A 16072-nucleotide genomic window follows, 5' to 3' on the forward strand; every position below is an offset into this window, starting at 1 on the left:
TCAATTCACCATAAAATAGTCCATCATATTCGTAAGATGGGCTATTTTGTTTTGCAAGAGACATCTTCAATTTTGGGGCTATAATTCGGCACTTTTTGAAGATTTTGTAAAACATTAGTAATGAATAGAATTCCTTCCCTTTTCAGAATCGCGCCGCTGGCGGCAATACTGGTCCTGAACCTGCTCCTGAATCCCTTTTCAGCTTCCGGTCAGAATCCGCAAAAAGACATTATCCGTATCAACACGACTGCCAGTTCTTTGGTGTTAGGTGTTGATAATCAGGGTCAATTGAAGCAATTGTATTTCGGTAAAAGAATGGACGATTCTTTGCCCGAAGGTGCCGTACAGCAGGCTGCCGCGGCTTTCCCGGCCTATGGTACCAACGTTTCGGACGCCGCGCTGCGCATTACCCATGCCGACGGTAACCTCACCACCCGCCTTGTGTATGAGCGCAACAGCGTCTCGAAAATCGATGCCAATGTGACCCAGTGGACGATTTTCCTCAAAGACGCTTACTACCCGTTGCAGGTAAGGCTTTGCTACAAAACTTACAACGACCAGAACATCATCGAGCAATGGATGGAGCTGGAACACAAGGAGAAAACGCCGGTAATGCTCTACAACTTCGCCTCGGCCAGTTTTGCCTTCCAATCGCCGGGCGCAGCGGCGCCCGGCGCCCATCTTAACTATTTCTACGGGGATTGGGCCAAAGAATTCAATGCCGTGGAAACTGCATTGACCGAAGGCACGAAAGTACTGGATTCCAAGCTGGGCGTGCGCACCGATCAGATGACCAACCCGTCGTTTTTACTTGCATTGAATGGTAAAATGGACGAGGAGCACGGCGAGGTCTTCGCCGGTGCATTGGCGTGGCCGGGCAACTGGCAGTTCCGGTTTGAAATGGATTACCAGAAACGCTTGCAGGTGACGGCGGGCATGAACCCGTTCGCATCGCAGTACCAGCTTACCCCGGGCACCGTCTTCAAAACCCCCGCATTCCTTTTCACATTCAGCGCCGACGGCAGCGGCGAAGTAACCCGCCGTTTTCACCGCTGGGCGCGGAAGTACGGTATCAAAGACGGCTACGCATCCCGCGACATTCTGCTCAACAACTGGGAAGCGACCTATTTCGATTTCGACGAGGCCAAGCTCTCGACGATTATCAAGGATGCCGCCAGCATGGGTTTCGAGCTGTTTTTGCTCGACGACGGATGGTTTGGCAACAAATATCCCCGCAATAACGACAATGCAGGTTTGGGCGACTGGGCCGTGAACACCAAAAAGCTACCGCACGGGATTCCGTACCTGATCGAGCAATGCAGGCAGCATAACCTCAAATTCGGCCTCTGGGTGGAGCCTGAAATGGTAAACCCCAAAAGCGAACTCTACGAAAAGCATCCCGAATGGGCCCTTACCGCGCCCCATCGCGACATCGATGTGCAACGCAACCAGCTCATTCTCGATCTCGCCAACCCGGCGGTGCAGGATTATGTGTACGGGGTGCTGGAAAAAGTAGTAGCCGATAACAAAGGCATCAGCTATCTGAAATGGGACTGCAACCGCTACCTGACCAACCCCGGCTCGGCCTATTTGCCTAAGGATCAGCAATCACACATTTTCATCGAATACTCCCGCGGCCTGATGAAAGTCCTCGACCGTTTCCGCAAGAAGTTCCCCGACGTAACCATGATGGTGTGCTCCGGCGGCGGCGGACGGATGGATTATGGTACCATGCCGTACTTCCAGGAGTACTGGCCGAGCGACAACACCGACGCCCTCGACCGCATTAAAATCCAGTGGGGTGCCAACCATTTTTACCCCGCGCTCGGCCTCGCGTCGCACGTGAGCGTAACGCCGAACCATATGACCGGCCGCACGACGCCCCTGAAATTCCGTTTCGACGTAGCCATGTCGGGCAAGTTGGGAATGGATTTGCAGCCCGGCATGATGACGCCGGAGGAGAAGGCATTTTCCAAAAAGGCCATTCAAACCTATAAAGAGATCCGCAACGTGGTGCTGCACGGCGATCTTTACCGCATTCAATCACCCTATACACACGCCCGCGCGGCCATCGCCTATGTAAGCGAGAAACAGGATAGTGCATTGGTTTTCAATTACCTGCAACGAAAATCCATTTACGGCGACAACACGACGATCAAACTCAAAGGCCTCAAAAAAGACGCCCGCTACAAACTCACCGAGATCAACAAAGGCACCTTCACCCGCCTCGAAGCCTACGAAGGCAAAACCTTCACCGGCGAGTACCTGATGACCACGGGGGTGCAGTTTACCATGTACAACGAGTTTGAGAGCGCAGTGGTGCTTCTGACGAGTTTATGAGTTCATGAGTGAATGAGTTAAAATGCTCATACGCTGTACTCTCAACGCTTAAACTATAAACTCATAAACTTTTTAAAAATGAACGTATCAGCCTGGACTGAAAAGGTGACGATCCCGACCTACCGTGCGGGGGAGCCGGAGAAGAACCCGATGTTCCTCGAAAAGAGGGTGTACCAGGGCAGCAGCGGGGTCGTGTACCCGCATCCGGTGATCGAGAAGATTTCCGACGAAAAGACCGACCAGGAGTACAATGCCGTGTTCCTCGAAAATGAATACCTGAAAATCATGATCCTGCCCGAGCTCGGGGGCCGCATTCAGCGCGCTTACGACAAGGTGCAAAAGCGTGATTTTGTGTACTATAACCAGGTGGTGAAGCCCGCATTAGTGGGGCTGGCCGGCCCCTGGATCTCCGGCGGGATCGAGTTCAACTGGCCGCAGCACCATCGCCCGAGCACATTCAGCCCCGTGGATTTTTCGATTGAAGAAAATGCCGACGGCAGCAAAACGGTGTGGGTGAGCGAGACCGAAATCATGTTCCGTACCAAAGGCATGGCCGGATTTACTTTGTATCCCGGTAAGGCATACCTCGAAATCCAGGGCAAACTTTTCAACCCGACGCCTTTCCCTCAGACATTCCTCTGGTGGGCCAATCCTGCTGTAAAGGTGAATGACGATTATCAATCGGTATTCCCGCCGGATGTTTTCGCCGTTTTCGATCATGGCAAGCGCGATGTTTCGGATTTTCCTGTGGCTACTGGTACTTATTATAAGGTGGATTATGCGCCGGGGACGGACATTTCGCGCTATAAGAACATTCCGGTGCCGACTTCGTACATGGCGATCCAGTCGCAATACGACTTCATGGGCTGTTACGAGCACGACACGCAGGCGGGTATGCTCCATGTGGCCGATCACCACGTGTCGCCGGGCAAAAAGCAATGGACCTGGGGCAATGGCGACTTCGGCTTTGCATGGGACCGCAACCTTACCGACGAGGACGGCCCGTACATCGAGCTCATGACCGGGATGTTCACCGACAACCAGCCGGATTTTTCATGGATTCAACCCAACGAGGCAAAGTCTTTTGAGCAGTATTTTATGCCTTATGCCAAAATCGGGGTGGTGAAAAATGCCAGCAAGGAAGCTGCATTGAATTTGGAATTTGTTGATAATGAATTGAATATCAAAGTTTACGCAACATCGGTTTACGAGAACGCTTCGATTACACTCCTTAAAAGTGGAGAAGAAGTAGCGTCTTTCACGTCGACCATTTCCCCGGCCGGTATTTTTGAAACCGTCGTAAAAACCGATGATACTTCGCAGCCTGAACTTTGGAAACTGATCGTGGCCGATCGGGAAGGCAACGAGCTCATTAGCTGGCAGCCGGAAGCAGCCGGTATCGATCGGGAAATTCCCAAAGCGGCTACCGCAGCCAAGGCGCCCGCGGATATTGAGCAAATCGAAGACTTGTTTTTGAATGGCCTGCATTTGGAACAGTACCGCCACGCGACTTTCCGGCCGGAGGATTATTATGAAGAGGGATTACGGAGAAGTCCGGAAGATGTACGCTGCAACAATGCGATGGGCCTTTTGCTGCTCCGCCGCGGCCAGTTTGCCAAGGCGCAGCCCTATTTTGAGAAGGCCGTCGCAACGCTTTTGAAGCGCAATCCAAACCCCTATGATGGCGAGCCGCATTACAATCTGGGCTTAGCATTGTTTTTCCAGCAAAAATACAAGGACGCTTACGACGCATTCTTCAAAGCGACCTGGAACGACGCGTTCCAGCACAGCGCATTCCTGTTCCTGGCCCGCATTGCCGCGCAGGAGGGTAAATGGGCCGATGCATTAAAACTGGTTGAAAAATCACTGATCCGTAACTACCACAGCCCGTCGGTCCGGCATTTGAAAGCGGCTTTGCTGCGCAAAACGGGCCAGTACACGGCGGCCGCGAAACTGGCACATGAGTCGCTGGGCATCGATCGGTTTAATTTCGGGTGTTTGCTGGAATGGTATTGGGCTGAAAAAGAGCAGGATATCGCAGATGAGACGCTCCTCGTTTCGCTGACGGAGAGAATGCGCGGCGCATTGCAGAACTATCAGGAGCTCGCGCTCGCCTATGCACATGCGGGCATGTATGCGGAGGCTGCGGAAGTTTTCAGGATTTATGACGGTCAGGTGATGTCAGGAAGTGGTCAGGGATTGTCAGGAAGTAATGTTGATTCGCGGGTAGCGGGTTTGGTTTCGCCTTTGGTTTACTACTATCTTGGCTGGTTTACGCAGCAGAGCGGTGACCTGGGAAATGCATTGAGCTATTTTCAAAAAGCCGCTGGATTGAACCCCGCTTTCTGTTTTCCCAATAAAATAGAGGAGGTAACGATCCTGCAAAGCGCCATTGCATTGAATCCTGCCGACGGTAATGCGCATTCTCTGCTCGGTAATTTGTGGTATGACAAACGGCAGTATTCCGAGGCCATTGCCGCCTGGGAAGCCGCTATCCGCCTCGCGCCCGGTCTTGCGACGCCTTACCGCAACCTTTCGCTGGCTTATTATAACAAGTTGGGCAAAAAGCAAGAGGCGCTTGCGTTGCTCGAAAAAGCATTTACGCTTGATAGTACGGACGCCCGCGTGCTCATGGAGCTCGACCAGTTGTACAAAATCCTCCATAAGCCTGCCGATGAGCGCCTTGCATTGCTCGATGAATATCCGGTGCTGGTGGAGGACCGTGACGATCTGTACCTTGAACGGGTGACGCTGCTCAACAGCCTGTTCCGGTACGAAGAAGCGAAAGCATTGCTGGCCGCCAGGAAGTTCCATCCATGGGAAGGTGGCGAGGGTAAGGTGTTGAGCCAGTTCTTGGTATGCCACATTGAGCTCGCTAAGCAAGCTATCGAAGTACAGGAGTTTGAAGGTGCATTGGCGTTGCTGAATGCAACCCGCGTTTACCCGGAAAACCTGGGTGAAGGTAAAATTTACGGTACCCAGGAAAACGATGTCGATTACCTGATGGCATTGGCCTATGCAGGGTTGCAGCAGGAGGAACAGGCTATGGCGTATTTCAAAAATGCCACGATCGGCATCAGCGAGCCGGTGCAGGCCATTTACTACAACGACCAGCAGCCCGACAAGATATTTTACCAGGGCCTGGCCTGGCTGAAACTCGACGCACCGGAAAAAGCCCGGGCGATATTCGAACGTTTCGTACAGTTTGCCGACGCGCATTTGAACGACGATATCCGCATCGATTATTTCGCAGTCTCGTTGCCCGATATGCTCGTTTTCGACGCCGATCTTAACCTGCGCAACCGCGTGCATTGCCTGTATCTGAAAGGGCTGGGTTACCTCGGCCTGGGGGAATACGACGTCGCCAAAGCATTGCTGGAAGAAGTTGTTTCGCTTAATGCAAACCATCAGGCGGCCGCTGCTTACCTGCAAATGTGGCCGTTTTTCGAGCCGCTCACCGGTGTAACGGCCTCCAACGACGCTACCTCCATTTCTTAATCATCGATTTCAAACCCTATGCATACCCTTTCCAGAAGCGATCTGACCCGGCTGTTTGCAAGTGCCTTCGAAGGCACGCCGGATCTGATCGTCCGCTCGCCGGGCCGGATCAACCTCATCGGAGAGCATACCGATTACAACAATGGTTTTGTGCTGCCGGCGGCGATCAGTCAGGCGGTGTATGTCGCTATCCGTCGCCGCGAGGATGATAGAATCCATTTATACGCCGCTGATTACAATGAAAGAGTGTCGGCGAATACCGCCGCGCTGACGCCCACGGGCACCTGGGCGGACTATGTTCTCGGGGTTGCCGATCAGTTTCAAAAGGCCGGTCACGCAGTGCCGGGTTTTGACCTTGTTATGACAGGTAATATTCCGGCCGGTGCAGGGCTTTCGTCCTCGGCGGCCATCGAATGCGCCGTCGCATTTGGCCTGAATGAATTGCTGGGTGGCGGTTTCGACCGGTTGCAGCTCGTGAAAATGGCGCAGGCGGCGGAGCATGCTTTCGCGGGTGTGCGTTGCGGGATCATGGATATGTTCGCAAGTATGTTCGGGAAAAAGGACCACGCCATGCTGCTCGATTGTCGCTCGCTCGAATACCGCTACGTGCCGCTGACGATGGAGGGGCATCACCTGGTGCTTTTCAATTCCAATGTGAAGCATTCCCTGGCCTCGTCGGAGTACAACGTGCGGCGGCAGGAATGCGAGGAAGGTGTTTCACTGATGCAAACCGAATACCCGGCGATCCGTGATATGCGCGATGTGACGTTGGAAATGCTGGCCGCATTCAAAGGGCGCATGCCTGTAAATGTATTCAAAAGGTGCAGCTATGTGGTCAACGAAAACGCCCGCTTGCTCGCTGCTTGCGACGACCTGCAAAGTGGCGACCTGGCGGCATTGGGCATAAAACTCAATGCTACGCACGCCGGTTTGAGCCAGGCGTACGAAGTAAGCTGCCCCGAACTCGATTTCCTCGCGGACGCCGCGCTCGCGCATCCCGCAGTAGCAGGTGCGCGTATGGTAGGCGGCGGCTTCGGCGGCTGCACGATCAACCTTGTGCGCGATGGTTTTGTGGACGAAGTGATAGGCACTGTCAGCGATGCTTATCTGCAAAAGATGGACAAAATTACGGAAGTTTACCAGGTAGTTACAGCCGACGGAACCTCGCTGCTTTGACGGCATTCCGCCCATTTAAAAACCCAACAAAAAACAGACCCTTGAACCCTATGAATGAGGCTCCCGCATACAACAGTTCCTACATCCTGGGCATCTCCCTGATCTCCGCGCTGGGTGGTTATCTTTTCGGCTTCGATTTCGCGGTGATTGCCGGCGCGCTGCCGTTTTTGCAGCAGCAATTCGGGCTCGACGTGTATTGGGAAGGCTTCGCAACCGGCAGTCTGGCCTTGGGCGCGATCCTGGGTTGCATTGTGGCCGGCTCGGTTTCCGATCGTTACGGTCGCAGGCCGGGATTGCTGCTTGCGGCGGCGATTTTCGGGGTTTCGTCTATTGCTATGGCTCTTGCGCCGGATCGTAATGCATTTATCGCCTTTCGTTTCGTGGCGGGAATAGGCGTGGGAATGGCTTCCATGCTCTCGCCGGTTTACATCGCCGAAATAGCCCCGGCGCATTTGCGTGGGCGAATGGTGGCGATCAACCAGCTTACGGTCGTGATCGGTATCCTTGTGACAAACCTTGTTAATTACGGCTTACGCAACCAGGGCGACGATGCCTGGCGATGGATGTTCGGCCTGGGTGCGGTGCCTTCCGTGGCATTTGTAATCGGGGCGTTCTTTTTGCCGGAAAGTCCGCGATGGCTCTTGATGGCCGGTCGGGGTGAAAAGGCGGCCGAAGTGCTGGGCAAAATCGGGAACCGCGCATATATGCACGAGGCACTCGATAAAATGCGGGCTTCGATGGGAACAGTGCAGGTGCAGGGTTCCTATGCCGATGTTTTCAAAAAAGCCGTGTTCCCGGTGGTGCTTACGGGCATTGTGCTGGCCGTTTTCCAGCAGCTCTGCGGGATCAATGTGGTTTTTAATTACACACCTAAAATCTTCCAGAGCATCGGCGTATCGCAGGACGGGCAGCTTTTGCAAACCATTTTCATCGGCTGCATTAACCTCGTGTTCACGATTGCCGCGATGCTTCTGGTAGATAAGTTAGGTCGTAAACCGCTGATGCTCATCGGTGCCGGCGGGCTGGCCGTTTTGTACATTATCGTAGCGATGATGCTCGCCAAAAGCTCGCCCGATGTGGCCTGGTTCCTGCTCGCTGCGATCGGTATTTATGCCATGACCCTCGCGCCCGTGACTTGGGTGCTGATCTCCGAAATCTTCCCGAACCAGATCCGGAGCCAGGCGTCCACCGTAGCCGTACTATGCCTCTGGGCAGCCTATTTCGTACTCGTTTTCACGTTCCCGATCCTTTTTGAGAAATTCAAAGACCATACTTTTTACATCTATTCCGCCATCTGCTTTGCGGGGCTGGTATTTACCTGGCTCAAAGTCCGGGAGACCAAAGGCAAGACCCTCGAAGAAATCGGCGAAGTTTTCAGTGCACATTAATGATGAACGCATTCGATCTGACCGAACACCCGCACCGGCGTTACAACCCGCTTACCGGCGAATGGATACTCGTTTCGCCCCACCGCGCCAAACGGCCCTGGCAGGGCCAGCAGGAAGCCATCCCGCGTCCCGTATCTGTGCCCCACGACCCGGAATGTTACCTCTGCCGCGGCAATGAGCGCTCCAACGGCGCCACTAACCCCGATTACACAGACACTTTTGTGTTCGAAAACGACTTCGGCGCATTGAACCAATCCGTACCCGAAGGCGGCTTTGGCGAAGGTGGCCTGCTGCTGGCCGAAGCCGAACGGGGCATTTGCAAGGTAATATGCTTCTCGCCCCGCCACGACCTTACCCTGGCCGATATGGAAGTGGCCGACATCCGGAAAGTCGTCGACGTCTGGCGCGAGGAGTATGCCGCATTAGGCGCTTTGGATTTCATCCGTTACGTGCAGATTTTTGAGAATAAGGGCGCGATGATGGGTTGCAGCAACCCGCACCCGCACGGGCAGGTGTGGGCGCAAAGCTCGGTACCTGTGGAGCCGGCGAGGGAAACGGTCATGCAGGAGGCATATTTTGCTAAAAATGGCCGCAGTCTGTTGTCGGATTACCTGGAAATCGAATTGAAGGACCGGAAACGCATTGTCGCGGAAAATGAGCATTTTGCATTGCTCGTGCCGTTTTGGGCTGTTTGGCCGTTTGAAACGATGGTGGTGAGCAAAAGGCATTTCGGCAACATCCTGCAAATGGACGAGGCCGAATGCGACGCGTTCGCGGACATTACCAAAACCATAACAGCCGCTTATGACCAGCTCTTTGGCATTTCATTTCCTTACTCCTCGGGCATTCACCAGACGCCCACCGACGGGAAGGAATACCCGGGCTGGCATTTTCACATGCATTACTACCCGCCGCTGCTGCGTTCCGCCACCGTGAAGAAATTTATGGTCGGTTACGAGCTCATGGGCAATCCGCAGCGCGACATTACCCCAGAGGTAAGCGCCGGGCGCCTTCGCGCATTGGTTGTAAACCGGGAAGTTGTATTTTGAACCTGGAATGAACGCTTGCAGCATTGCATTTTGAACTGATTTTCAGCACGAGCGAGGATGAAAGAGAAAGCATTAAGAAAAAGGGAAGGTTTCGAAGGGCAGCGCCTCATTGTGCTGCCCCGCAAAATCCAGAATGACTTCCTGGTCGACGACCCCATTACCCGGCAGATTTACATTACCGACATCGGCTACTACCCCAAGGCGCAGTTCCATTATGTGGAACGGCCGCAGGGGATCAGCCAGCATATCATTATCTATTGCCTTAACGGCCATGGTTGGGTCGAAATCAACAAGAAGAAGATCGAAGTGGCGCCGTCGCAGTTTATCGCCATCCCGGCCAACACGCCACACCGCTATGGCTCGGCCACCGACGATCCCTGGACCATTTACTGGATCCATTTCAAAGGTCAGACGGCAGGCTATATCGTGGACCTTATTCTCAAAAATGCCAAAAATTACAAGCCGACATTGGCTTATAATGCTAACAGGATCAAGCTGTTCGAAGAAATTTATACCAATCTGGAAAAGGGTTACAGCGCCGACACCCTGCGGTATGTGAACATGACCTTCTCGCATTTTCTGTCGTCGCTGCTCTACGAGGACAAGTTTAACAACATGGACACCGCCCAGGAAAGCCACGTAGTAGCCCACACGATCGACCTTATGCAAAAGCGCATCGGCGACGTGATCAGCCTCAACGAATTCGCCTCCTTCGCCAACCTCTCGGTGTCGCATTTCTCCGTGCTCTTCCGCAGCAAAACCGGCTATTCGCCCATCGAATATTTCAACCACCTGAAAATCCAGAAAGCCTGCCAGTACCTGACATTCACGAAAATGAGTATCAAGGAAATGGCCATCATGCTCGGTGTCGAGGACCAGTATTACTTTTCAAGAATGTTTTCGAAACTGATGGATATCCCCCCGACGGAGTATCGGAAGCGGAATATGGTAAATGGGTGAGATGCTGGATGCGCTTTCAGAAGAACCGTTTAAAGCGCATTAGTTTTCGAATATCATGCAAGTCGTAGTACATAAGTTTTGTCTTATTGCTCGGTTTGTCTGTTGGTAACTCGTCGAATCCATTTTTATCATAGAACCCAACCGACTGCAGGTATGCGTCTACCAGCAAGAAGCGGCAACCGGCCGGACTGTTTTCTAAAAAGTAAATTTTAATATAATCCAGAATTTTCTTGCCGTAACCCGCGCCCTGGTATTTATGGTCGATCGCGAGCCGTCCGATCCGCAATGCAGGATAGCTGTTCCTACGCTTTGGATATGGGACACATTCTTTGATTTTTCGCCATTTATTGGTGTCTTCCTGACAGAGCCGATCATTTGAAACACAAAAGAAACCGACAAGGCTGTTGTTATCTTCCAAGATATAGCTGGTTGATAAAAGCTGGTCTTGGTAAGGCTTCGCATCGGTGAGTAAAAACTCGTTCAAGTCTTTGTCGTTGCAATCAAATGGCGCAAACTCATAGTCAGGCGATAGCTTAACTATGCTCAGGTTCATCTGGTTGTACTTTTTTTGTTTTTGGATTGTTTTCTACAAAAAGGGACGCTATGAATTCATAGTTCTTTTTCATCTCCGCGTACTCCTCAGCTGTAATCATTTTGTTTCTGTTTGCATACAATTGCGCTTCAAATTTTCTCCACTCGCGTCTCGTTAACACCGGTGTTTCTTCAATAGGTCGTGCCATGGTTTCTATCGTTAATGTCGAATGCAAAGGTAAGCCAATGTAAATGCTGAAAGCAATCTTTTGGCCGGGTTATTGCGTGGATTAGACTGGTATTCAGCGGGGAATGAATGAACGGTCGGGCATTAGTGCCGAGGGGTAGGTTTTGGTTATCAAAATTTGCAAAAAAATGGGCCGGAAGTAATTTCCGGCCCTGATAAGCCTCTTGGCCCCTTTTTACATTAAATCAATCCCCATCACGGCTGATACCCCTGATTCTGATCGGCATCTGAGATATCCTCGTTTTGCAATACCTCCGTTAGCGGGATGGGGTATTTTTTGTGGAATTCCTGGATGGTGTTGCTTTCGGCGGCCCAGCGGTTGCGGGCTTTGATGAGAGAGACGAATTTGCCGGAGCGGATGAGATCCATCCGGCGCCATCCTTCGAAGCAGAGTTCGCGCATGCGCTCGTCGAGCATTTTGGTGCGGAATTCATCCTGGCTGAGGCCTGCGTTCCATTTCATCGCGCTCGGGAGCGTGCCGCCGAATGCGCGGGTGCGTACCTGGTCGTTCACGATCGCGATGGCGTCGGGCGTGCGTTTGAGCTCGTTGAGGCATTCGGCGTAGCAGAGGAGCACGTCGGCGTAACGCATATAAATGATGTTTTTGCCTGAATACCAGAAACTCATGGTGCCTTGCGTGCGCGGGTCTTCAAACTTTTTCACGTGCGGATCGAGCTCGTCGCCGCCGAAACCGGAGAGGAGTTTGGGCGGCTGGCCGTTGTACGTGAAGTCGTAGCGGATGGACGCCGCTTTACGTGTATCGCCCGCTTCCCACACGCCGCCCGCGGTCGCGTCCTTGTACGCGTAGGCGGTAGGTACCATCAGATCATAACCGCCGAAAGCGCAGTTTCCATCGATGGACGCCAATGCGCGGGAGCCCATTTGCCATTGCGTCTGGTTGTTGTCGGGGTAGGTGTTATTGAACTGGAATTCGTACAGTGACTCGCTGGAATTCGGTTTCGAAGGGTCGAACAGGTCGCCGAACTTCGGTACCAGACTGAATTTGCCCGATTGAATCACCCCATTGAACATATCCGCAGCCTTCTGATAATCACGCACATTCGCTTCCTGCGGGGCGTACAGGTACACCTTTCCAAGCAATGCCATCGCCGCATACTTGGTGACGCGCCGCTTGTCGGTTTGTGTTTCGGGCAGGTGATCCACAGCGAATTGCAGGTTTTTGATCAAATACTCATACACCTGCGGCAGCGGCTTGCGACTCGTACCGAACTCGTTCAGTTTGCCCGCGTCGATAATGGGTATTTCGCCCCAGTACTGCGTGAGTTCGAATGTCACAGCCGACCATATGAACGATGCCTCGCCGAGAAGCACATTCCGTTTCGCCTCGTCTTCGGTGTTGGTTTGCAATGCGAGAATGGCCTTTGCGGCAGCCGAAACGATCGGCCAGCGGAGGTCCCATTGCTGGGTTAATGCATTGTTGCGCGGGGCGAGGAAGCCGTCGTAGCGGTCCAGACCGGCCTGATCGGCCTCGGAGCGCACCTGAAATGCGCCCTGCTGCGATTCGTCGCCGCCCAGCTGGAACATGAACCCGCCGCGATCTTTCCGCGCATTGCGCCAGTTGGTATAAAGCCCGGTGATCAGCGGGTCGATGTTTTCGAGTTTGGAAAACACCTGTTCCTGCGTGAGGGCGGTTTGCGGTTGCTGGTCGAGAAAGTCGGTACACGACACCGTGGAGGCCAGGATCAGTACCGGAAGTATGCCTAATGCAGCTCTTCTTTTCATTTCAAATATCTTTTAATAATGCTAGAAAGTGATGTTCAAACCGGCCGTGAGCATTTTCGAATTCGGGTAGCCGTCGCCGGTTTCGGGATCGTAACCCCGGTCTTTGGTAAACCGGAGCATGTTGGTGCCGGTCACGTAAAAGCGCGTATTCTCCAATTTAAGGGCACTTGCCACGTTTCTGGGTAGGGTATAGGAAATAGTCAAAGTCGAAAGGCGGAGGAATGAGGCATTTTGCAGGCCCAGATCGGTATCGCCGTAGCTGTAACGCGGAATGCCGTACAATGCGCGGGGCACGTTGGTATTGGTGTTTTCCGGTGTCCAGCGGTTGTTCAGGTCCTCATGCGCGGCACTCACACCCGACGACGACATCAGCCCTTCATACAAGCCGCTCAGACGTTTCAAACCGGCCGAATAGTTGAAAAACATATTGATTCCAAAGCCTTTGTAAGTCACATCGGTGCCGAAGCCACCGTAGAATTTAGGATTTAGTTTACCCACCACATAACGGTCGTCGTCGTTGATTACGCCATTGCCGTCCTTGTCCACAGGCAGGATATCACCCGGGTGCACGGTGCGTCCGGCGAAGTCCATATCCTTGATGCGGTCCATATCTGCCTGCTGCGCGATCTTGTCGAACTTATAGCTATATACGCTGTTCAGAGACTCACCCAGAAACAGGTTGCCGGTACGCTGGATCTCCACGCCGGTGTAGCCGCCTTTGTTGTAAATCGCCTTCGTGTCGCCGTACAATGCGGTCACTTTGTTCTGGTCGTGGGACACGGTCAGGTTCACATTCCATTGAAAATCCTGCTTGCGAACCAATGCACCATTGATCGCGAACTCGATGCCCTTGTTGTTCAGCGCGCCTACGTTGGAAACGGTGTTGGTGAAGCCGGTCGTAGTCGATAATGTCTTCACCATCAGCAAATCATCATTATTGATATTGAAATAATCGGCAGTAATGGTGAGGCGGTTATCAAACAAACCGAGATCCACGCCCAGGTTGAGCTGCTTCTGGCGCTCCCAGTGCAGGTTCGGATTGCCCAGGCGGCCGTCGGACACGTAGGTAACCGAGTTGTTGGTGTAATTCGGGCGGTAAAGGCTGGCAAATGCGTAGTTAGGGATGTTCTGATTGCCCGCGATGCCGTAGCCCACACGCCATTTCAGGCGGCTAACCGGGTGCAGGTTGCTCATGAAACCTTCTTTGGACATATCATAGGCCAATGCAAGGGATGGAAATGCGCCCCATTTGTTGTTGGCCCCGAAGCGCGACGAACCATCGTAACGCAGCGTGGCGGTCACGAAGTACTTGTCGTTGTAGCTGTAATCGGCGCGGCCGAGGAAAGAAAGCAGGGTAGTGGTGATAAAATCCGAGGAAAGGCTGGTTTTGTCCTTCGAATAGGCCCCGCCCAGGAATTTGTACCCGAAATCGTCATTGGGAAAACCGAATGCGTCGACCTGGTTGTAGTTGTACTCGTTCTTCTGCAACGACGTACCCGCGAGCACCGAGAGGTAATGCGGCCCGAAACTCTTATTGTACGAAATGGTATTGTCCCATTGTAAATTATTGTAAACGTCTTTCCGCTGCGACGCCTTGCCGTGGTTGCTGTTACGGCGGTCCTGGCCGGTGGTCATCGGCGTGTACCAAAAAGTCTGCTGGTTAGTAATGTCAAAAGAAACCGTAGAGCGGATATTCAGGTCTTTGATAGGGGAAATATTGACGTAATTTGCTGACATCAAGCGGTTTGATGAATTGTCTCCTGCAATCGACAGGCTGCGGAGCGGGTTGTACGCGTCCTGATTCTCGATATCACCATACTTCAAATAATAACCTGCGGTATCCACCGGCAGCAATGGGTTAGCCACCGCTGCCACGGAGAACACGCTGCCGTCGACATAGTCGTCCTTGCTATTGGTGAATGAGGTGTTGGTACCCACTTTCAGCCAGGGTTTAATGGCCTGTTCCAGGTTGGCGCGGCCGCCGAGGCGCTTGTAGCCCGAACTTTTCACGATGCCCTTCTGATCGGTGAAGTTGAAGCTGAGGAAATAGCTGCCCTTGTCGGTGCCGCCGGAGAAATTCAGGGTGTGGTTTTGCTGAAAACCTTTGCGGGTAACGGCATCGAGCCAGTCGTAGGACTTGCCCTGGCGGTAGGCATCGAGCTCGTACTGCGCAAATGCCAGCGAATTCGGTCCCATCAGCGAGTCGGTGATATATTGCTGGCGGTTGCCTTGCGGGTTTTTCTCGATAAAAGCATTCGCGTACGCGTCCACACGCAGGTCAAAAAGGTCTTTTCCTTTCATCAGATCCACCTTCTTGCTGAAACTCTGCACACCGAACCAGGCATTGTAACTCACTTTACCGCCGCCGTTCCGTCCTTTTTTCGTTGTCACCACCACCACGCCATTCGCTCCGCGGGAGCCGTAAATGGCCGTCGAAGCAGCATCTTTCAGCACGTCGATGGACGCGATGTCATCGGGGTTAAGGGTATTGAATCCGCCGTCGATGATCACGCCGTCGACCACGAAAATCGGGTTGGTACCGAACTGGATGGAGTTGTTTCCCCGTATTTTAATGCTCGCGTCGGAGCCTGGCTGGGAGTTCGAAACCACGTAAGCGCCCGCCACCTTGCCCTGCAACGCCTGGTTGATATTGTTAGTAGGGGTTTGCGAGATTTTGGCTGCATTAATGGACGCTACTGAGCCCGTAAGGCTCTCCCGGCGCACCACCGCACCTACCACGACGATTTCTTCGAGGCCTTTCGCCTCCTCCTCTAAGCTTACTTCGAGGAATGTCTGGTTGCCGACCGTGATCTCGACATCCTGGTAGCCGAACGAATGTACAATCACCTTCGGGTTCGTGCCGGATACCGTGAGCGTGAAATCCCCCGCATCGTTGGTGATGGTGGCTTTGGTAAGGTCGGTTTTCAAAGCCACCGATGCCCCAAAAACCGGTGCTTTGGTGGCTTTGTCAGTCACACGCCCTTTGACCGTCACACCCTGCGCGAAGGCAGTGGCCGTGAGCAGGCAAAGCAACAGTATCTGTAAAATTGATTTTTTCATTGGAATACTAATGCATAAGGTTTGATAAGAAAGGAAAACTGAGTGGAATGCGAACAGCCGTGCCGGTTTACACCGCACGG

10 protein-coding genes are annotated in these 16072 nt (G+C 53.0%); 6 read left to right on the plus strand and 4 right to left on the minus strand.

Annotated features, from left to right (window positions below):
• Positions 1-120 precede the first annotated feature (120 nt).
• The 6 genes from BLQ88_RS22315 to BLQ88_RS22340 all read left to right on the plus strand — a co-directional run bounded on the left by BLQ88_RS22315 (position 121) and on the right by BLQ88_RS22340 (position 10411).
• Positions 121-2340, plus strand: coding sequence for an alpha-galactosidase (locus BLQ88_RS22315; protein ID WP_090154593.1), 2220 nt, complete (start codon positions 121-123; stop codon positions 2338-2340).
• Positions 2341-2418: 78 nt separating this feature from the next.
• Positions 2419-5838: a DUF5107 domain-containing protein gene (locus BLQ88_RS22320; RefSeq protein WP_090154595.1), complete on the plus strand. Its 3420-nt coding sequence runs from the start codon at positions 2419-2421 to the stop codon at positions 5836-5838.
• Positions 5839-5856: 18 nt separating this feature from the next.
• Positions 5857-7014 carry a galactokinase gene (gene galK / locus BLQ88_RS22325; protein ID WP_090154597.1) on the plus strand — a complete coding sequence of 386 codons (1158 nt, stop codon included), beginning with the start codon at positions 5857-5859 and terminating at the stop codon, positions 7012-7014.
• Entirely contained in the window at positions 7011-8402 is a 1392-nt protein-coding gene (locus BLQ88_RS22330) for a sugar porter family MFS transporter (RefSeq protein ID WP_262485716.1), read from the plus strand. The genes galK and BLQ88_RS22330 overlap by 4 nt, the downstream gene beginning before the upstream one ends.
• Positions 8402-9451, plus strand: a complete 1050-nt coding sequence (locus tag BLQ88_RS22335) for a UDP-glucose--hexose-1-phosphate uridylyltransferase (protein ID WP_310590153.1) — start codon at positions 8402-8404, stop codon at positions 9449-9451. Before BLQ88_RS22330 ends, BLQ88_RS22335 begins: the two co-directional genes overlap by 1 nt.
• A 57-nt stretch (positions 9452-9508) precedes the next feature.
• Positions 9509-10411: an AraC family transcriptional regulator gene (locus BLQ88_RS22340; protein WP_090154601.1), complete on the plus strand. Its 903-nt coding sequence runs from the start codon at positions 9509-9511 to the stop codon at positions 10409-10411.
• A gap of 16 nt (positions 10412-10427) precedes the next feature.
• Here BLQ88_RS22340 and BLQ88_RS22345 read toward each other — a convergent pair whose 3' ends face one another.
• The 4 genes from BLQ88_RS22345 to BLQ88_RS22360 all read right to left on the minus strand — a co-directional run bounded on the left by BLQ88_RS22345 (position 10428) and on the right by BLQ88_RS22360 (position 15992).
• Complete coding sequence (locus BLQ88_RS22345) at positions 10428-10964, minus strand: GNAT family N-acetyltransferase (RefSeq protein ID WP_090154603.1); 537 nt, start codon at positions 10962-10964, stop codon at positions 10428-10430.
• Positions 10945-11151, minus strand: a complete 207-nt coding sequence (locus BLQ88_RS22350; protein WP_090154605.1) for a hypothetical protein — start codon at positions 11149-11151, stop codon at positions 10945-10947. The genes BLQ88_RS22345 and BLQ88_RS22350 overlap by 20 nt, the downstream gene beginning before the upstream one ends.
• A gap of 233 nt (positions 11152-11384) precedes the next feature.
• Entirely contained in the window at positions 11385-12932 is a 1548-nt protein-coding gene (locus BLQ88_RS22355; RefSeq protein ID WP_090154607.1) for a RagB/SusD family nutrient uptake outer membrane protein, read from the minus strand.
• 21 nt (positions 12933-12953) lie between these two features.
• Positions 12954-15992 carry a SusC/RagA family TonB-linked outer membrane protein gene (locus BLQ88_RS22360; protein ID WP_090154608.1) on the minus strand — a complete coding sequence of 1013 codons (3039 nt, stop codon included), beginning with the start codon at positions 15990-15992 and terminating at the stop codon, positions 12954-12956.
• Positions 15993-16072: the final 80 nt, after the last annotated feature.

It is taken from the genome of Dyadobacter soli (assembly GCF_900101885.1).
GTDB classification, from domain to species: domain Bacteria; phylum Bacteroidota; class Bacteroidia; order Cytophagales; family Spirosomataceae; genus Dyadobacter; species Dyadobacter soli.